18 protein-coding genes are annotated in these 17407 nt (G+C 69.9%); 5 read left to right on the forward strand and 13 right to left on the reverse strand.

The genetic code is table 11. The features are described from left to right. Positions 1-59 precede the first annotated feature (59 nt). Entirely contained in the window at positions 60-356 is a 297-nt protein-coding gene (locus ABL310_RS11770; RefSeq protein WP_349371860.1) for a succinate dehydrogenase assembly factor 2, read from the reverse strand. 222 nt (positions 357-578) lie between these two features. On the opposite strand from ABL310_RS11770, the gene ABL310_RS11775 reads away from it, so the two are divergent. After that, the gene (locus ABL310_RS11775) at positions 579-710 is read left to right on the forward strand and encodes a hypothetical protein (RefSeq protein WP_349371861.1); all 132 of its coding nucleotides are present in this window, start codon (positions 579-581) and stop codon (positions 708-710) included. 604 nt (positions 711-1314) lie between these two features. Here the strand turns inward: ABL310_RS11775 and ABL310_RS11780 are convergent. From ABL310_RS11780 to ABL310_RS11800, 5 genes are all read right to left on the reverse strand, one after another. Then, complete coding sequence (locus ABL310_RS11780) at positions 1315-1551, reverse strand: Lrp/AsnC ligand binding domain-containing protein (protein ID WP_349371862.1); 237 nt, start codon at positions 1549-1551, stop codon at positions 1315-1317. A gap of 299 nt (positions 1552-1850) precedes the next feature. Beyond that, positions 1851-2708, reverse strand: a complete 858-nt coding sequence (locus ABL310_RS11785; protein WP_349371863.1) for a patatin-like phospholipase family protein — start codon at positions 2706-2708, stop codon at positions 1851-1853. A 17-nt stretch (positions 2709-2725) separates the two neighbouring features. After that, positions 2726-3199 carry a MarR family transcriptional regulator gene (locus tag ABL310_RS11790; RefSeq protein ID WP_349371864.1) on the reverse strand — a complete coding sequence of 158 codons (474 nt, stop codon included), beginning with the start codon at positions 3197-3199 and terminating at the stop codon, positions 2726-2728. Positions 3200-3254: 55 nt separating this feature from the next. Then, a complete protein-coding gene (locus tag ABL310_RS11795) occupies positions 3255-4016 on the reverse strand; it encodes an ABC transporter permease (protein WP_349371865.1) in 762 nt (253 codons plus the stop codon). Further along, entirely contained in the window at positions 4013-4984 is a 972-nt protein-coding gene (locus ABL310_RS11800) for an ABC transporter ATP-binding protein (RefSeq protein WP_349371866.1), read from the reverse strand. Before ABL310_RS11800 ends, ABL310_RS11795 begins: the two co-directional genes overlap by 4 nt. Before the next feature lie 429 nt (positions 4985-5413). Here ABL310_RS11800 and ABL310_RS11805 point away from each other — a divergent pair, with 429 nt between their 5' ends. Genes ABL310_RS11805 through ABL310_RS11820 form a run of 4 tightly spaced genes read left to right on the forward strand, consistent with a single transcriptional unit; the run spans position 5414 to position 10071 of the window. Next, complete coding sequence (locus tag ABL310_RS11805; protein ID WP_349371867.1) at positions 5414-6361, forward strand: tripartite tricarboxylate transporter substrate binding protein; 948 nt, start codon at positions 5414-5416, stop codon at positions 6359-6361. A gap of 2 nt (positions 6362-6363) precedes the next feature. After that, positions 6364-6939, forward strand: coding sequence for a tripartite tricarboxylate transporter TctB family protein (locus ABL310_RS11810; RefSeq protein WP_349371868.1), 576 nt, complete (start codon positions 6364-6366; stop codon positions 6937-6939). Between the two features lie 13 nt (positions 6940-6952). Next, the gene (locus ABL310_RS11815) at positions 6953-8482 is read left to right on the forward strand and encodes a tripartite tricarboxylate transporter permease (RefSeq protein ID WP_349371869.1); all 1530 of its coding nucleotides are present in this window, start codon (positions 6953-6955) and stop codon (positions 8480-8482) included. Beyond that, positions 8479-10071, forward strand: a complete 1593-nt coding sequence (locus tag ABL310_RS11820; protein ID WP_349371870.1) for a gamma-glutamyltransferase family protein — start codon at positions 8479-8481, stop codon at positions 10069-10071. Before ABL310_RS11815 ends, ABL310_RS11820 begins: the two co-directional genes overlap by 4 nt. A 16-nt stretch (positions 10072-10087) precedes the next feature. Here ABL310_RS11820 and ABL310_RS11825 read toward each other — a convergent pair whose 3' ends face one another. The 7 genes from ABL310_RS11825 to ABL310_RS11855 form a co-directional block, all read right to left on the reverse strand. Continuing rightward, positions 10088-10897, reverse strand: coding sequence for a ferredoxin--NADP reductase (locus tag ABL310_RS11825; RefSeq protein WP_349371871.1), 810 nt, complete (start codon positions 10895-10897; stop codon positions 10088-10090). A 115-nt stretch (positions 10898-11012) separates the two neighbouring features. Next, positions 11013-11747: a phosphate regulon transcriptional regulator PhoB gene (phoB, locus tag ABL310_RS11830; RefSeq protein ID WP_349371872.1), complete on the reverse strand. Its 735-nt coding sequence runs from the start codon at positions 11745-11747 to the stop codon at positions 11013-11015. A gap of 22 nt (positions 11748-11769) precedes the next feature. Continuing rightward, positions 11770-12513: a phosphate signaling complex protein PhoU gene (gene phoU / locus ABL310_RS11835; RefSeq protein ID WP_349371873.1), complete on the reverse strand. Its 744-nt coding sequence runs from the start codon at positions 12511-12513 to the stop codon at positions 11770-11772. A gap of 32 nt (positions 12514-12545) precedes the next feature. Continuing rightward, positions 12546-13397, reverse strand: coding sequence for a phosphate ABC transporter ATP-binding protein PstB (gene pstB, locus ABL310_RS11840; RefSeq protein WP_374730389.1), 852 nt, complete (start codon positions 13395-13397; stop codon positions 12546-12548). A gap of 17 nt (positions 13398-13414) precedes the next feature. Then, a complete protein-coding gene (pstA, locus tag ABL310_RS11845) occupies positions 13415-14704 on the reverse strand; it encodes a phosphate ABC transporter permease PstA (protein WP_349371874.1) in 1290 nt (429 codons plus the stop codon). Continuing rightward, positions 14697-16079 (reverse strand): phosphate ABC transporter permease subunit PstC, encoded by a 1383-nt coding sequence (pstC, locus tag ABL310_RS11850; protein WP_349371875.1) that lies wholly within the window; start codon positions 16077-16079, stop codon positions 14697-14699. Before pstC ends, pstA begins: the two co-directional genes overlap by 8 nt. Before the next feature lie 91 nt (positions 16080-16170). Beyond that, positions 16171-17223, reverse strand: coding sequence for a PstS family phosphate ABC transporter substrate-binding protein (locus tag ABL310_RS11855; RefSeq protein WP_349371876.1), 1053 nt, complete (start codon positions 17221-17223; stop codon positions 16171-16173). Positions 17224-17407: the final 184 nt, after the last annotated feature.

The following is a 17407-nucleotide window of genomic DNA, read 5'->3' on the forward strand; positions in this document are numbered from 1 at the left end:
GAAAGCGCCCGCCCCGGGTTCGGGCGGGCGCGTGCGGCGGGGCGGCGCGCGAACGGCGCTCAGACGTGGATCGGCGCGCCGTGGGTGTGGAAGTCCTTGAGGCGCCGGAACAAGGGCGTGTCGTAGTTCGACGGCGTCTCGTCCTCGCCGGTGAGCCAGCGGAAGAGATCGCGATCGGGCACCTCGATCAGCGCCTCGAACTGATCGAGCTCGCCGTCGGTGAGCGTCCCGATCTCGCTGTCGGCGAAGCGGCCCATCAGGAGATCCATCTCCCGGATGCCGCGATGCCAGGAGCGGAAGAGGATCTTCCGCCGCCGCGGATCGAGATCGGCGCTCGTGCGGGTGGTTCCGGTCATGAGGGGCGCTCCGGCGTGGGGTGTGGCGTTCCGGGGCGTATATAGACGGTGGGGCGGGGATTGGAAGCGGGGTCGTGGGGCTCTGCGGAGTAGGCTGCCTCAGCGCCGCGGGCCGGACTGCGTCGGCTCCCCGGCAGACGCCGTTTCCGGCGCTGGACGGGGCGACGGCCGGCGCCGACGCCATTGCGCCTCCGCGGCCTGAACCTGCTGCGGGCCTTGGAGATGGCGGTCGAATCGCTGGACGGGACGCAGCGGGCGGGGCTCGCCGAGCTGGCCTTCGTCCTGCGGCGGACCGTCCATGGCGGGCTCGACAGGATCGACGAGGTGCCGCTCGCGCTCGCTGCGCCGAGCTAATAAGGAGATGTCATCCCGGACGCCGAAGGCGATCCGGGACCCAGATCCGCCAACGATAATCGAGCGGCGTGCAACGCCGCGTCCCAGGACGGAAATGAAGGCGTTGCGGGCGGCGGGACGCGCGCGCTTCGCGCACGCTGAGGGAAACTCCGGTGGCTCTGGATCCCGGACTTGCTTCGCAATCCGGGATGACAGGGGAGATGTCATCCCGGACGCCGAAGGCGATCCGGGACCCAGATCCGCGGACCTTCGTGGAGCGGCGTGCAACGCCGCGTCCCAGGACGGAAATGAAGGCGTTGCGGGCGGCGGGACGCGCGCGCTTCGCGCACGCTGAGGGAAACTCCGGTGGCTCTGGGTCCCGGACTTGCTTCGCAATCCGGGATGACAGGGGAGATGTCATCCCGGACGCCGAAGGCGATCCGGGACCCAGATCCGCCAACGATAATCGAGCGGCGTGCAACGCCGCGTCCCGGGACGGGAATGAAGGCGTCGCGGGCGGCGGGACGCGCGCGCTTCGCGCACGCTGAGGGAAACTCCGGTGGCTCTGGGTCCCGGACTTGCTTCGCAATCCGGGATGACATGCCGAGCGCCCGGCCCCGCCCCCTCAGAACGCCTTGAACGTGATCACCGTCTTGGTGTCGTCGATCTCCGGGATCGTCTGCACCTTCTCGGCGACGAAATGGCCGATGTCGACGTCGCGGTCGATGTGGAACTTGGCCAGGATGTCGTAGTCGCCCGCCGTGGAGTAGATCTCGGAGGCGATCTCGCGGTCCGCCAGCTCGCGCGCGACGTCGTAGGTCTTGCCGAGCTTGCACTTGATCTCGACGAAGAAGGTCTGCACGGGCGGGCTCCGGTCTCGCGGGTGGGAGGGGTTCTTGGTAGGCCGGCGACAGGCGCGACGCAAGGGGGTGGGCGGGGCCGCCACGCGCCGTCATCCCCGGCCGGAGCGCCGCAGGCGCGCAGGGGAAGGGGACCCAGCACGACTCTTCGCGGCGAAGCCGCGGCCATTGGCGGCGACCAGCCGCCTAGTCGGCGGCACCAGAGCGCCTCCGGCGCGACGCTTTTTGCCGGGTCCCCTTCCCCTGCGCCGCTTCGCGGCTCCGGCCGGGGATGACACGGCGGCGGGCGCCCTCACCGCCCTCACCGCGCGCCCCCCTCCCCTCGCATCCGCGCGGCGAACGCGGCGCCGTCCCTGCGCCCCAGCTCGTAGGCGAAGGCGATCATCCGCGGCTTCGTCACGTCGAACTGGCTCACCGCGATCGGCTCGGAGGGCTGGAGATAGGTGCGGTTGGCCACCTCCGGCAGGCGGGCGTAGCGGCGGGTGAGGAGGACGAGGGTCGCTCGGCCCTCGGCCTCGAAGGGCAGGAGCGGGTCCACCGGCACGTTGTCGACGAGGCCGCCGTCGAGGGCGGGCGCGCCGGCGACGGCGCCGACGGGGGTGATCGGCGGCACGCTGGCGCTGGCGAGCAGCGCCGCGACCAGCGCCTCGGGAGTGTCGAGGTCGCGCAGGCGGACGTACTCGCCGCGAAAGCCGAGGGCGCGGCCCCCGCGGGGGTGCATCGGCTTCAGGAGCGCCTTCTCGAGCTGGTAGGCGAGGATGCCGACCGGCGCGGCGAGCGCCATCGGCAGCCAGCGCGGGCGCCGGGCGATGGAGATCAGCACGTCCGGCGCGTCCTCCGACTTCAGGCGGGCGAGCGCGTCCGTGTCGAGCACCTCGGTGAGGAGCTCGCGATACATGGCGGCGACGGGAAAGAGCGGCCCGCCCCGCCGGGCCGCCGCCCAGTCGAGGTTCGGCACGCCCTGCGAGCAGCCCTCCACCACCATCCGGTGCACGCTCTCGCCGAAGCCGAGCATGGAATAGCAGGCGGCCCAGGCGCCGGCGCTGACGCCGGCCACGAGACGCGGGCGCAGGCCGAGCGCGGGCGCGGCCGCGTCCCAGAAGCCGCCCTGCCAGTAGCAGCGGTTCCCCCCGCCCGCGAAGGCGATCGCGTCGAACATGGGCGGCGCGCGCTCCCTCAGACGGTCTCGCGCACGACGTCGCGCCAGGCGCGCAGGATGCGGTCGAGCTCGCCGACGTCTTCCGAAGGCAGCCGGCCGAGCGTGCGCGCCACGAAGGCGCGCTGGGCCGCGATGCCGGCCTGCGCCTGCTCCGCGCCGTGGCGGGTGAGATGCAGCGCGTGCGAGCGCCGGTCCCCGGGGATCGCCCGGCGCTCGACGAGGCCCGCCTCGACCAGCCGGTCGATCAGCCCCGAGACGTTTCCCTTGGTGACGTAGAGGCGCTGCGCCAGCTCTCCCTGCGTGATGCCCTCGCGCTCGGTAAGCGTCGAGAGCACGTCGAACTGGGGGATCGAGAGCCCGAGCCCGCGCAATTCGGCGGCGATGCCGTTCGAGAGGCGCTGCTGCAGGCGCACGAAACGCAGCCAGACCCGCACCGTCTCCGGCGTGTCGGGCGCGGCCGAGGCGGGGCGAAGGCGGTCTGTCCGGGTCATGCGAGGTTATTACGCGCCGCGATGGTTCAGGTCAAAACCGTTTCGGAAGCCGCCCTCAGCTCTTGAGCCGCCACCCCGTCCTGAAGATCCAGGTGACGATGGCGAGGCAGACGAGCATGAACAAAGCCGTCATGGCGAGACTGATCGCCGGGCTCACGTCGGCGACGCCGTAGAAGCTCCAGCGGAAGCCGCTGACGAGGTAGAGCACGGGGTTGAACAAGGCGACCGTGTCCCAGGGCTCGGGCAGCATCGTGATCGAGTAGAACGTGCCGCCGAGGAAGGCGAGCGGGGTCACCACCATGAGCGGGATCAGCTGCAGGCGCTGGAAACTGTCCGCCCAGATGCCGATGATGAAGCCGAACAGGCTGAAGGCCGTGCAGGTGAGCACGAGGAAGGCCGCCGTCCAGAGCGGGTTAACGATCGTGTAGTCGACGAAAATCCGCGCGGTGGCGAGGATCAGGACGCCGACCAGCACCGATTTCGTCGCCGCCGCGCCGACGTATCCGATCACCGTCTCCACCGCAGAGACCGGGGCGGAGAGCAGCTCGTAGATCGTGCCCTGGAACTTCGGCAGGTAGATGCCGAAGGAGGAGTTCGTCAGGCTCTCGGTGATGACGGTGAGCATGATCAGCCCGGGCACGATGAAGGCGCCGTAGGCGATGCCCTCCACCGTGTCGATGCGCGAGCCGATGGCCGAGCCGAAGACGATGAAGTAGAGCGACGTCGAGAGCACGGGCGCCACGGCGCTCTGCATCAGGGTTCGCCGGAAGCGGTTCATCTCGAAGAGATAGATCGCGCGGATGCCGTTGAGATTCATGTGCGGCGGCCCTTCACCAGCGAGACGAAGATCTCCTCGAGCGAGCTTTCGGAGGTGGCGAGGTCGCGCACCTCGATGCCCTTCTCCGCGAGCCGGCGCAGCAGATCGGGAATGCCCGTGTCCTCGCTCTGGGAATCGAAGACGTAGGCGAGCGCGTGCCCGCCCTCGGCGAGGGAGAGCGACGGCCGGGCGAGATCCGCGGGGAGCGCCGCGAGCGGCTCGCGCAGGTGCAGCGTCAGCTCCCGGCGGCCGAGCTTGCGCATCAGCGCCGTCTTGTCCTCGACGAGCAGGATCTCGCCCTTGTGGATGACGCCCACCCGGTCGGCCATCTCCTCGGCCTCCTCGATGTAGTGGGTCGTCAGGATGATGGTGACGCCCCGCTCGCGCAGGCGGCGCACCATCTCCCACATGTCGCGCCGCAGCTCGACGTCGACGCCCGCGGTCGGCTCGTCGAGAAACAGGATGGTCGGCTCGTGGGCGAGCGCCTTGGCGATGAGCAGGCGCCGCTTCATGCCGCCCGAGAGCGCGATGATCTTGTCGTCGCGCTTGTCCCAGAGCGCGAGGTCCTTGAGCACCCGCTCCACGTAGGCCGGGTCGCGCGGACGGCCGAACAGGCCGCGGCTGAAGGAGACGGTGTCCCAGACGCGCTCGAAGCTGTCCACGTGCAGCTCCTGCGGCACGAGCCCGATCTTCGTGCGCGCGGCGCGGTACTCGGCGACGGCGTCGTGCCCGTCGACCAGGATGCGCCCGCCGCTCGGGCGCACGAGCCCGCAGATCGCCCCGATCAGGGTCGACTTGCCCGCCCCGTTCTCGCCGAGGAGCGCGAAGATCTCGCCCCGGCGGATCGTCAGGTCGACGGACTTCAGCGCCTGGAAGCCCGATGCGTAGGTCTTGTCGAGCCCCTCGACGCGGATCACCGCGTCCGCGCCGGCGGCGTGCGCCGGGGGGGCGTGCTCGGCTGGCCTCATGAAATCTCCTCGCTCCACGCAGCGATGTGGACGCGTCCGCGCCGTTCGTCCAGGGGGACGAGGCGCCGCGCGGTTCGAGCCGTGATGTACGCATACGTTGCGCCGCCGCCACCGGAGCATCCGGGAAAAGCCGGATACGACCTGGCCACGGCTGCACCTCGCGACGACGAAACTCGAAAAGCGGCTTTTCATCAGAGGCTTGGGTGTCTTTTGCCCATTTTACGGCCAGGCGCTGCCGCGATGATGGACTTGCGTGCGGCTTGTGCACAATTGAGCGCATCCGTACGCTGCGATGGATCGTCGGCCCCACGCCGAGCGCCGCCGAGGGCGGCCCGCCCCGCCGACGATGTTCGTCTTCGACCGTTCAGGAGGCGTCTCACGCGGCCCGCACGCCGCCGCCCGTCGCGAAAACCAGAGGAGAACACGACAATGATGAAGCCCATGCTCGCCGCCCTCGGCGCGACCGCTCTCGCCTTCGGCCCCGGCGCCGCGGCGGCGCAGGACTATCCGGAGCGTCCGGTCGAGTTCATCGTGCCCTGGGGTCCCGGCGGCGGCAGCGACACGCTGATGCGCATCGTGGCGAACCATGCGGAAGAGCATTTCGGCCAGCCGCTCGCCGTCATCAACATGCCCGGCGTCGGCGGCACGGTCGGCCTCGTCGAGCTCAGCCGCCGCGACGCGGACGGCTACACCATCTCCCAGATCCACGAGGGCCTTCTCGTCGCGAGCAAGACCGGGCTCACCGACCTCAACTGGGACTCCTTCGAGCCGGTCGCGCTGATGACCTCCTCGCCCCAGTATTTCGTCGTCAACGCCGACAGCCCTTGGCAGACCTTCGAGGAGTTCGCCGCCTACGTGAAGGAGAATCCCGGCGAGGTGCGCGTGGGCGTCACGCTCGGCGGCGTGCCGCACCTGCACGCGGCGATGATCGAGGAGGCCGCCGGCATCGAGTTCTCCTATGTCGGCTACGAGGGCACGGGCGAGCGCATCCGGGCGCTGGTCGGCGGGAATCTCGACGCCGCCATCGGCGACGTCTCGTCCTCGCTCCAGTTCGTCGAGAACGGCGACCTGCGCTTCCTCGCCACCGGCGCCGGCGAGCGCCTGTCGCAGACGCCCGACGTGCCCACCTTCAAGGAGCTCGGCCACGACCTCGAGCTGACCATCACCCGCGGCATCGTCATGCCGAAGGGCTCGCCCCAGGAGGCCATCGACACGCTCGAGGCCGCGCTGGAGCAGACGGCGCAGGACGAGGAGTTCGTCCAGCAGATCAACAATGCCGGCGCCGAGGTCGATTTCCGCGCCGAGGAGGCCTACGAGGGCTACCTCGAGAACCTCGACGCGACGATCCTGCGCCTCGTCTCGCGCCTCGAAGGCTGATCATGCCGACGGTTCCCACTCCCGATCGCAACGAGGGCGGCGTGGCGACGCCCGCCCTCGCCACAGAGGTCGCGCGGCTCGTGTCGTATCTCGCGATCGTCGCGGTCGCGGCCGTGCTGTTCGTCGATGCGGGCGCCCTGCCCTCCTCGCGGTGGGAGCCGCTCGGCGCGGGCGCCTTCCCGCGCCTCGTCATGGGTCTTCTCGTCGTCCTCGGCCTGATCGCCGCGGTCGACGGGGTGGTGCGAATCGCGCGCGAGCGCCGGCGACGGGCCGCGTCCGGCGAGGCCACGGCCTCGTTCGGCGCGACCGTCGGCGGCTTCCTCGTGCGGCGCCGGCTGGTGATCGGCGCCTTCGCCGCCTTCGGCGTCTATCTCGGCGTCCTGCGCACGCTCGGCTTCGAGATCGCGACCTTCCTCTTCCTCGTCGTCGTGATGGCGCTCGTCGCGCCGCGCGAGAAGCGCGGCGCGAAGGGTCTCGCGCTCATGGTGGTCGTGGCGCTCGTCTTCTCCTTCGGGCTCGATTTCCTGTTCGATCGGGTCTTCAACGTGTTCCTGCCCCGCGGGCGGATCCTGGGCTGACGGGAGGGATCGCATGTTCGAGGCCTTCCTCGCCGGCGCGGCGCAGATCTTCGCGATCGACACGCTGATCTACATGACGATCGGCTCGCTCGCCGGCATCGTCGCCGCCGCCATTCCGGGCTTCACGATCACCATGGCGATCGTGCTGACCCTGCCGCTCACCTTCGCCATGCCGCCGCTGCAGGGCATCGCGGTGATGCTCGCCGTCTATGTGGGCGGCTATACGGGCGGGCTGATCTCCGCGGCGCTGCTCGGCATCCCCGGCACGCCCTCCTCGGTCGCGACCACCTTCGACGCCTTCCCGATGGCGCGGCGCGGCCAGGCGGGTCGCGCGCTCAGCCTCGGGATCTGGGCCTCGTTCTTCGGCACGCTGATCTCGACGGTCGTACTCATCCTGGCCGCGCCGCCCCTCGCGCTCGTCGCGGTGAAGCTCGGGCCGTGGGAGTATTTCGCGCTCATCGTCTTCGCGCTGACCATCGTCGCGAGCCTCGTCGGCAAGTCCCTGGTCCGTGGCCTGATCGCCGGCGTGATCGGGCTCGCGATCGCCACCGTCGGCCCGGACCCGATGATGGGCCGCCCGCGCTTCACCTACGAGGTGGAGATGCTGATGGCAGGCTTCCCCTTCCTCGTCGTCCTCATCGGCGTCTTCGCCATCAGCCAGCTGATGTCGGAGGTCGAGGACGCCCACCGGGCGCGCTCCCCGGCGGGCCTGATCCCGAAGACGGTCGATTTCGAGACGCGATCGGTGCTCAAGGAGGTGCTGACGCGGCCCCTCAACCTGATCCGCTCCTCGCTGATCGGCGTCTTCGTCGGCGCGCTGCCCGGGGCCGGCGGCTCGATCGCGAACCTGCTCGCCTACGACCAGGCGCGGCGCGCCTCGAAGACGCCGGAGAAGTTCGGCACCGGCCACGCCGACGGCGTCGTCGCCTCGGAGGCGGGCAATTCCGCGACGGCCGGCGGCGGGCTGATCCCGCTGATCGCGCTCGGCATCCCGGGCTCGGCGGTGGACGCCATCCTGATGGCGTCGCTGATGGTGCACGGCATCAGCGTCGGCCCCCGGCTGATCATGGACAACGCCGACCTGGTCTACGGCATGTTCGTCGCCATGGTCGTGTCGAGCCTGATCATGGCGCTGATGTGCGTCGCCACCATGCGCTACTTCCTGCGCGTGACGGAGGCGCCGACCCATCTCGTGGTGCCGGTCGTGATCGTCTGCTGCGTCGTCGGCTCGTTCGCTCTCAACAATCGGATGACCGACGTTTACCTCCTGGGCTTCATCGGTCTCGCGGGCTATCTGTTGCGCAGCCTCGACTACCCGCTGGCGCCCCTGGTGCTCGGCGTGATCCTCGGGCCGATCGCGGAAACGAACCTGAGGCGGGCGCTGATGACCGATCCCGAGTGGACGACCTTCTTCACCCGCCCGATCTCGCTGCTTCTGCTCGTGGCGGCGCTCGCCTCGATCCTGTTCTCGGTGCGCGCGCACGCGCGGCTCGCCCGAAAGACCGGGATCGGCGGGACGACGCAGGAACAACAAGGACAATGACAGTGGACTATCGCTCCGCCGCTCTCTACCCCTCGCGCCGCTCTCCGGTGATGGCGCGCAACGTCGTCGCGACCTCCCAGCCGCTCGCGGCGCAGGCCGGCCTCGCCATGCTGGCCAAGGGCGGCAACGCCGTCGATGCGGCGCTCGCGACCGCGATCGCGCTCACCGTGCTGGAGCCGACCGGCAACGGCGTCGGCTCCGACGCCTTCTGCATCCTCTGGGACGGGCGGGAGCTGCACGGGCTCAACGCCTCCGGCCGCTCGCCCGCCGCCTGGACGCCGGATCGCTTTCCGAACGGCATGCCCGAGCGCGGCTGGGAGAGCGTCACCGTGCCCGGCGCCGTCTCGGCCTGGGTCGACCTCTCGAGCCGTTTCGGCAAGCTGCCCTTCGACGCCCTGTTCGAGCCGGCGCTTCGCTACGCCCGCGACGGCTTCCTGCTGACGCCGGTGATCGGCGCGCTGTGGGCGCGCGGCGCGAAGGTCCTGAAGGACCAGCCGGGCTTCGCCGAGGCCTTCATGCCGGGCGGCCGCGCGCCGCAGGCGGGGGAGCTCGTCCGGCGCCCCGACATCGCCCGCTCCCTCGCGCTCATCGCCGAGACCCGGGGCGAGGCCTTCTATCGCGGCGTGCTGGCGCAGGAGATCGCCGCCTTCGCCCGCGCCAACGGCGCGGTGCTGACGGAAGACGATCTCGCCGCACACGAGAACGATTGGTGCGGCACGGTCTCCTCGACCTACGGCGACGTCGCGCTGCACGAGATCCCGCCGAACGGCCAGGGCATCGCCGCCTGCATGGCGCTCGGCATGATCAAGCATCTGCGGCTCGAGCGCTTCGCGCCGGACAGCATCGAGGCGATCCATCTCGAGATCGAGGCGATGAAGCTCGCGCTCGCCGACGCGGAGGCCTATGTCGCCGACCCGGCCGCGATGACGGACGTCACCGCCGCCCATCTCCTCGACGAGGGCTATCTCGAGAGCCGCGCCCGGCTCGTCGACGAGGGGCGCGCGCAGGATTTCGGCGCCGGCGCGCCGAAGGCCGGCGGGACGGTCTACCTCACCGCCGCCGACGAGAGCGGGATGATGGTCTCCTTCATCCAGTCGAACTATGCCGGCTTCGGCTCGGGCGTCGTCGTGCCGAACACCGGCATCGCGCTGCAGAACCGCGGGCTCGGCTTCGTCACGACGCCGGGGCATCCGAACCGGGTCGGGCCACGCAAGCGCCCGTTCCACACCATCATCCCCGGCTTCCTGACGAAGGGGGGCGCGCCGCTGATGAGCTTCGGCGTGATGGGCGGGCCGATGCAGGCGCAGGGGCACCTGCAGATGGTGCTGCGCACCCAGGTCTGGAGCCAGGACCCGCAGACCGCCGCCGACGCGCCGCGCTGGCGGGTGACGCGAGGCCTCGGCGTCGCCGTGGAGGACTTCGCCGGCGAGAGCGTCATCGAGGGCCTGCGCGCCCGCGGCCACGACGTCACGGTCGAGGCGCCCGACGCCAGCTTCGGCTTCGGCGGCGCGCAGCTCGTCGCCAAGGTGGACGGCGGCTACGTCGCAGGGTCGGACCCCCGCAAGGACGGTGCGGCCGTCGGGTACTGAGGCGCGCGACGACGGCTCACCCGACGAAGGCGCGCTCCACCACGAAATGGGCGGGCTTGGCGTTCGAGCCCTCCTCCAGGCCCGCCGCCGTGCAGAGCGCGCGGCAATCCTTCGTCATCTCGATCGAGCCGCAGATCATCACCCGGTCCGTCTCGGGGTCGAGCGGCTTCACGCCGAGATCGGCGAAGAGGCGGCCGGTCTCGATCGCCTCGGTGATGCGGAAGGTGCGCGCATAAGGCTCGCGGGTCACGGTGGTGTAGAAGGTCAGACGGGGCGCGGCGATCTCGCCGACCAGCGGATCCTCGACGAGCGCCCGCACCGTGTTCTCGCCGTAGGCGAGCTCGGCCACGCGGCGGCAGGTCTGGGTGAGGATCACCTCGTCGAACTTCTCGTAGGTCTCGGGATCGCGGATCAGGCTCGCGAAGGGCGCGATGCCGGTGCCGGTGGAGAGCATGTAGAGGCGCTTGCCGGGCGCGAGCGCGTCGAGCACGAGGGTGCCGGTGGGCTTCTTCTTGATCAGGATCTCGTCACCCTCGGCGATGCGCTGAAGCCGCTCGGTGAGCGGGCCGCCGGGGACCTTGATCGAGAAGAACTCGAGCTCGTCGTCCCAGCTCGGGCTCGCGATCGAGTAGGCGCGGAAGACCGGCCGCTCGCCGCCGGGCAGCCCGATCATGACGAATTCGCCGGAGCGGAAGCGCAACGAGGCGGGACGGGTGGTGCGGAAGCGGAAGAGGCGGTCGGTATAGTGCTCGACCAGCGTGACGCGCTCCACGTGGCAGTCGACGGGCGGGGCTGCGATCGCGCCCGGGGCGGCGGTGTCCGACATCTTTTCCCTTTCGCGGAAGTGCTCGGCCTACGGGCAGAGCCATACCACGACGGCGTTTCGCAGCGCAGCACGTAAGAAACCAGACCCGAAGGCGCAAACCAGGCTTGCGCGCAGCTCAATCCGTGCCGGTCGGTGCTCCGACGCCGCCGCCCTCGGACTTGGCGAAGGTCTCGTCGAAGGAATAGCCGGCGCCGCGTACGGTGCGGATCGGGTCGAGGGTGTCGCGGGTGTTGATCGCCTTGCGCAGGCGCCCGACATGGACGTCGACCGTCCGCTCGTCGATGTAGACGTCGTGCCCCCAAACGCCGTCGAGGAGCTGCTCGCGGGTGAAGACGCGGCCCGGGCTCTGCATCAGGAACTCGAGCAGGCGGAACTCGGTGGGGCCCAGATGCAGCTCCCGGCCGGCGCGGCGGACGCGATGCGTCTCGCGGTCGAGCTCGATGTCGCCGGCGGCGAGCAGGCTCGCGATATGGGCGGGCTTGGCGCGGCGCAGGAGCGCGCGCACCCGGGCGAGCAGCTCGGGCACGGAGAACGGCTTGACGATGTAGTCGTCCGCGCCGGTCGCGAGGCCGCGCACCCGGTCGCCCTCTTCTCCCCGCGCCGTGAGCATGATGACGGGAAGGCGCTCGGTCTCCGCGCGCGCGCGGATGCGCCGGCACAATTCGATGCCCGAGAGACCCGGCAGCATCCAGTCGAGCAGGACGAGGTCCGGCGCCTGCTCGCGCAGGCGCAGCTCCGCCTCGTCGCCGCGGGCGACCGTGTCGACCTTGTAGCCCTCGGCCTCCAGATTGTAGCGCAGGAGGAGCGTGAGGGGCTCCTCGTCCTCGACCACCAGGATCCGCGTCGTCATGTCCGCGTCGCTCCGCGCTCCCTCACGAGGCCGGCGCGGCGGGGCCGCCGGGCGCCTCGTCGGTCTGGCCGGTCTCGTAGGCCGTGCGATCCATCTTCGGGCGCTCGGCGGTGATCGGCTGGCCGGTCACGAGGTAGTGGATCGTCTCGGCGACGTTGGTCGTGTGGTCGCCGATCCGCTCGACGTTCTTCGCGCAGAACAGGAGATGCGTGCAGAAGGTGATGTTGCGCGGATCTTCCATCATGTAGGTCAGCAGCTCGCGGAAGAGCGAGTTGTAGAGCGCGTCCGTCGCCCCGTCCCGGCGCCAGACCTCGAGCGCCTTGTCGACGTCGAGCTGGGTGTAGGCGTCGAGGATGTCCTTGAGCTGGCCGAGCACCATGTCCGACATGCGCTCGACGCCGAGCACGACGCGCTGCGGCTCGAACTGGCCGGAGATGGCGAGCGTGCGCTTGGAGATGTTCTTCGCCATGTCGCCGATCCGCTCGATGTCGGAGGCGATGCGGATGGCGGAAATCACTTCGCGCAGGTCGATCGCCATGGGCTGGCGCCGGGCGATGGTGAGGATCGCCTTCTCCTCGATGTCGCGCTGGATCGTGTCGAGCCGGTAGTCGGTGCTGACCACCGACTGGGCGAGCCCGACGTCGCGGCGCACGAGGGCGGTGGTGGCGTCGGCGAGCATCTTCTCGGCGATGCCGCCCATCTCCATGATCGACCGGCGCAGCTCCTGGAGCTCGGTGTCGAAGGATGCGACGGTGTGCTGGGACATGGGGTCCGTCTCCTCGAGAGCAGGGGCAGGGCTCAGCCGAAGCGGCCGGTGATGTAGTCCTGCGTGCGCTTGTCGCGCGGATTGGTGAAGATCTGGTCGGTCGGCCCCTCCTCGACGAGATAGCCGAGGTGGAAGAAGCAGGTCTTCTGGGAGACGCGCGCCGCCTGCTGCATCGAGTGGGTGACGATGACGATGGTGTAGTTCTGGCGCAGCTCGTCGATCAGCTCCTCGATGCGCGCGGTGGCGATCGGGTCGAGGGCCGAGCAGGGCTCGTCCATGAGGATGACCTCGGGCGAGACCGCGATGGCGCGGGCGATGCACAGGCGCTGCTGCTGGCCGCCGGAGAGGCCGGTGCCGGTCTCGGCGAGGCGGTCCTTCACCTCCTCCCACAGGCCCGCCTTGCGCAGCGAGGCCTCGACGATCTCGGCGAGGTCCGCCTTCGACTTGGCGAGGCCGTGGATGCGCGGGCCGTAGGCGACGTTCTCGAAGATCGTCTTGGGGAACGGGTTCGGCTTCTGGAAGACCATGCCGACGCGGGCGCGCAGCGTCACGACGTCGAGATCCGGATCGTAGACGTTCTTGCCGTCGATCGTGATCGTGCCGTCGACGCGCGCGCCCTCGATCGTGTCGTTCATGCGGTTGAGGCAGCGCAGGAACGTGGACTTGCCGCAGCCGGACGGGCCGATGAAGGCGGTGACCGCCCGCTCGGGAATGCCGATCGTCAGGTTGTAGATGGCCTGCTTGGCGCCGTAGAACACGTTCACGTCGCGGGCGTCGACCTTGGCGCCGTAATCGGCCTCCAGCGGGACGCGGACGGTCTCGGTCTTGTCGAGCGCGGGCGCGGGCGCGTCCGGCGCCGCGGCGGGGGCATGCATGGCGGTCATGTCGTCTCCTCGCTCGCTCACCACTTCCGCTCCAGGCGGTTGCGCAGAAGGATCGCGATCAGGTTCATCAGGATCAGGAAGCCCAATAGCACGAGAATGCCGGCGGACGTGCGCGCGACGAAGCCGCGCTCCGGGCTGTCCGCCCAGATGAAGATCTGCGTCGGCAGGGCCGTCGCGGGGTCGAGCAGGCCGCCGGGCGGGCTCGTGATGAAGGCGTTCATGCCGATCAGCAGGAGCGGCGCCGTCTCGCCGAGCGCCTGGGCGAGGCCGATGATCGTGCCCGTCAGGATGCCCGGCAGCGCCAGCGGCAGGACGTGGTGCAGCACCACCTCGTGCTTCGAGGCGCCGACGCCGAGCGCCGCCTCGCGGATCGAGGGCGGCACCGCCTTCAGCGAGGCGCGGGTGACGATGATCATGGTCGGCAGCGTCATCAGCGCGAGCACCATGCCGCCGACGAGCGGCGCCGAGCGCGGCATGCCGAACCAGCCGAGGAACACGGCGAGGCCGAGGAGGCCGAACACGATCGAGGGGACGGCGGCGAGGTTGTTGATGTTCACCTCGATGATGTCCGTCCACTTGTTCTTCGGCGCGAACTCCTCGAGGTAGACCGCCGCCGCGATGCCGATCGGGAAACTGAGCAGGAAGCACACGAGCAGCGCGAAGAAGGAGCCGACGACGGCGCCGGACAGGCCCGCCAGCTCGGGGAAGCGACTGTCGGCGTTGGTGAACAGGGCCGTGTTGAACTCGGTCTCGATCCGCCCCTGCTCGTCCAGACGGTCGTAGAGCGCGAGCCCGATATCGTTCACCCGTCGGCGCGATTCCGGCAGATCCCGGTCGATCTCGCCCTTGGCGAGCTGGTCGTAGGGGTCCGACGCGGGGATCTCGAGCCGCACCGTCTCGCCGATCGAGCCCGGGTTCGCCACGACGTAGTCGCGGATCATGAAGTGCGCGTTGCTCGTGAGGACGTCGCGCGCGACCCGCAGCTCCGCCGGGGATGCGTCCGGGAACAGGCCCTCCATCGTCTGGTTGACGATGGCGCGGTAGTTGCCGCGCGCCGGATCCTCGGCGTTCACGATCTCCGGGTCGATGTAGACGTCGACCACGACGTCGGTCTGCGTGAAGGCCTTGTAGCCCGACAGGACGAGCGATCCGATCAGGATCGCGAGCAGGCCGAGCGCGGTGCCGATCGCGATGACGCCGTAGAGGCGCAGCCGCGACTCGGACGCCCGGCGGCGGCGGCGCCGCGCATCCGCCTCGGACGACGTCCAGTCGACGGGCGACGAACCGATTTGCGCCGTGTCAGTCATACTTCTCTCGATATTTCTGGACGATGCGCAGGGCGATGATGTTCAGGCCCAACGTCGCGACGAAGAGGACGAGGCCGAGCGCGAAGGCGGCGAGCGTCTTCGGATTGTCGAACTCGGTGTCGCCGATCAGCAGCGTGACGATCTGCACGGTCACCGTCGTGACGGAGTCGAGCGGGTTGAAGGTCAGGGTGGCGATCAGGCCGGCGGCCATCACCACGATCATGGTCTCGCCGATGGCGCGGCTCACCGCCAGCAGGATGCCGCCGGCGATGCCGGGCAGCGCCGCCGGGAGCAGCACCTTCATGATGGTCTCGCCCTGGGTCGCGCCCATGGCCAGCGAGCCGTCGCGCATGGACCGCGGGACCGCGTTGAGCGCGTCGTCCGTCATCGACGAGATGAACGGGATGATCATGATGCCCATCACGCCGCCGGCGACGAGCGCGGTGTTCGGCGCGACCGGGATGCCGAGCGCCATGCCCGCCCCGCGGATGGCCGGGGCGACCACGATGACGGCGAAGAAGCCGTAGACGACGGTGGGGATGCCGGCGAGGATCTCCATCATCGGCTTGACCACAGCGCGGATGCGGTCGCTCGCGAACTCGGTGAGGTAGATCGCCGAGAACAGCCCGATGGGCACCGCGACCGCCATGGCGATCGTGGCGATCAAGAGCGTGCCGACGAAGACCGGGATCGCGCCGAAGGCGCCGGCGCCGGCGATCTGGTCGGCGCGGATGGCGATCTGCGGCTCCCACTTGAGCCCGAAGAGGAACTCGCCGAGCGGGATGATGGCGAAGAACAGCCAGGCCTCGTAGAGCAGCGCGCCGATGATGCCGATCGTGGTGAAGATGGCGAGGACCGAGCACGTCACCATCAGGATCGACAGCGCGCGCTCGAAGCCCTGGCGGGCGCGAAACAGCGGACGCAGGCGGGCGCGGGCGACCACCATGGCGAGGATCGACAGGCCCAGCGCCGCGACGACCATCGCCCAGCGGGCGATCTGCGACCAGGCGGCGTAGCGATCGGCCGCGGCGCGGATCTCCGGGGACGGCTCGCCGAACATCATGCCGCCGGCGACGTTCTTGACCTCGGTGAGATACAGGGACAGCTGCGCCGGCGAGGCGCCGTCGGTCATGGAGGGCGGCAGGCTGGCCAGGATCAGCCGGTCGACGATCGTGCCCTGGAAGAGAAGCCAGATCAGCACGAGCAGAAGCGCCGGAACGCCCACCCAGACCGCCACGAAGGCGCCGTGATAGACCGGCCGGGAATGTACCTCGCCGACGGACGTCGCGTAGACGAACTTCCGCCCCTGCGCCTGCCCGACGAAATAGGCGACGAGCGACAGGACGAGGATGACGAGGATCAGGTTACCGGCCATTGGGAGCCGCTCGCTTCGACACGCATGTCATATGACGGAAGGGTCACGGCGGGGTTCCGCCGTGACCCGAGACGATGGGGAGCCTTCTAGCTCAGCCGCCGAAGCGCGTGAAGGTCTTGCCGTTGACGACGGCGTCCTGGACCTCGGCGCGACGCTCGTCCGACAGCGGAACCAGGCCGCGCTCGGAGAGGTAGCCGCCGGGGCCGATCGCCTCCTCGGCCATGTACATCTCGACGAACTCCTGCAGGCCCGGGATCACGCCGCGATGCGCGTTCTTCACGTAGAAGAACAGCGGGCGGGCGATCGGGTAGCTGTCGTCGGCGATGGTGTCCGGGGTCGGCTCGACGCCGTTGATCGGAACCGCCTTCAGCGTGTCCTGGTTCTCGTAGAGGAACGAGTAGCCGAAGATGCCGAGCGCGTTCGGATCCTGCTGGAGGCGCTGGACGATGAGGTTGTCGTTCTCGCCGGCCTCGACGAACGGGCCGTCCTGGCGCATGCGCGAGCAGACCTGCTCGAAGCGCTCCTCGTCGGTCTCCTCGAGAGCCGCGATCGCCGGGAACGTCTCGCAGGCGTCCTCCATCACGAGCTCGACGAAAGCGTCGCGGGTGCCGGAGGTCGGGGGCGGGCCGAACACGGTGATCGGCGCGTCGGGGAGCGACGGGTCGATCTCGTTCCAGTTGGTGTAGGGGTTCGCGACGACTTCGCCGTCGACCTCGACCTCGGAGGCGAGCGCCTGGAAGAGATGCTCCTCGGTGAGGCCGAAGTCCGGCGCCTCGGCGGCGTGGGCGACCGAGAGGCCGTCGAAGCCGATCAGCGCCTCGGAGACGTCGGTCACGCCGTTCTCGGTGCACAGCTCGAACTCGGACTCGCGCATGGCGCGGGAGGCGCCGGTGATGTCCGGCGTGCCGGGGCCGACGCCCTCGCAGAAGATGCGCATGCCGCCGCCCGTGCCGGTGGACTCGACGACCGGAGCCGCGAACTCGGTGGCGTTGGCGAACTCCTCGGAGACCGCCTGGGTGTAGGGGAACACCGTGGACGAGCCGACGATGCGGATCTGGTCGCGGGTCTGGGCGTTGGCGGCGCCGGCGGCCAGGACGCCGGCGGCGGCGATCGCGAGCGCGCTCGTGTAGGTGACGAATTTCACGGGTTATCTCCCTGAGCGAATATGCGTGAGCCGTGAGGATCCCGGCCGGGATCCGGCCATGCCTGCGGGCGACGCCGATCGCGCCCCCCGACGCGTGGCGGACCCTAGGAGCGGGCCATGACACTCATGTGACACGTTCACGAAACGCGCGAGCGCCGGATCGGATCGATCGGCGCGCCCCGCC

Source organism: Salinarimonas sp., assembly GCF_040111675.1.
GTDB lineage: Bacteria > Pseudomonadota > Alphaproteobacteria > Rhizobiales > Beijerinckiaceae > Salinarimonas.

Coding starts and splice junctions, on each gene's coding strand:
- ABL310_RS11770 (WP_349371860.1), bottom strand. CDS start 356: ATGACCGGAACCACCCGCACGAGCGCCGATCTCGATCCGCGGCGGCGG.
- ABL310_RS11775 (WP_349371861.1), top strand. CDS start 579: ATGGCGGTCGAATCGCTGGACGGGACGCAGCGGGCGGGGCTCGCCGAG.
- ABL310_RS11785 (WP_349371863.1), bottom strand. CDS start 2,708: ATGTTCGACGCGATCGCCTTCGCGGGCGGGGGGAACCGCTGCTACTGG.
- ABL310_RS11790 (WP_349371864.1), bottom strand. CDS start 3,199: ATGACCCGGACAGACCGCCTTCGCCCCGCCTCGGCCGCGCCCGACACG.
- ABL310_RS11795 (WP_349371865.1), bottom strand. CDS start 4,016: ATGAATCTCAACGGCATCCGCGCGATCTATCTCTTCGAGATGAACCGC.
- ABL310_RS11800 (WP_349371866.1), bottom strand. CDS start 4,984: ATGAGGCCAGCCGAGCACGCCCCCCCGGCGCACGCCGCCGGCGCGGAC.
- ABL310_RS11805 (WP_349371867.1), top strand. CDS start 5,414: ATGATGAAGCCCATGCTCGCCGCCCTCGGCGCGACCGCTCTCGCCTTC.
- ABL310_RS11810 (WP_349371868.1), top strand. CDS start 6,364: ATGCCGACGGTTCCCACTCCCGATCGCAACGAGGGCGGCGTGGCGACG.
- ABL310_RS11815 (WP_349371869.1), top strand. CDS start 6,953: ATGTTCGAGGCCTTCCTCGCCGGCGCGGCGCAGATCTTCGCGATCGAC.
- ABL310_RS11820 (WP_349371870.1), top strand. CDS start 8,479: ATGACAGTGGACTATCGCTCCGCCGCTCTCTACCCCTCGCGCCGCTCT.
- ABL310_RS11825 (WP_349371871.1), bottom strand. CDS start 10,897: ATGTCGGACACCGCCGCCCCGGGCGCGATCGCAGCCCCGCCCGTCGAC.
- phoB (WP_349371872.1), bottom strand. CDS start 11,747: ATGACGACGCGGATCCTGGTGGTCGAGGACGAGGAGCCCCTCACGCTC.
- phoU (WP_349371873.1), bottom strand. CDS start 12,513: ATGTCCCAGCACACCGTCGCATCCTTCGACACCGAGCTCCAGGAGCTG.
- pstB (WP_374730389.1), bottom strand. CDS start 13,397: ATGACCGCCATGCATGCCCCCGCCGCGGCGCCGGACGCGCCCGCGCCC.
- pstA (WP_349371874.1), bottom strand. CDS start 14,704: ATGACTGACACGGCGCAAATCGGTTCGTCGCCCGTCGACTGGACGTCG.
- pstC (WP_349371875.1), bottom strand. CDS start 16,079: ATGGCCGGTAACCTGATCCTCGTCATCCTCGTCCTGTCGCTCGTCGCC.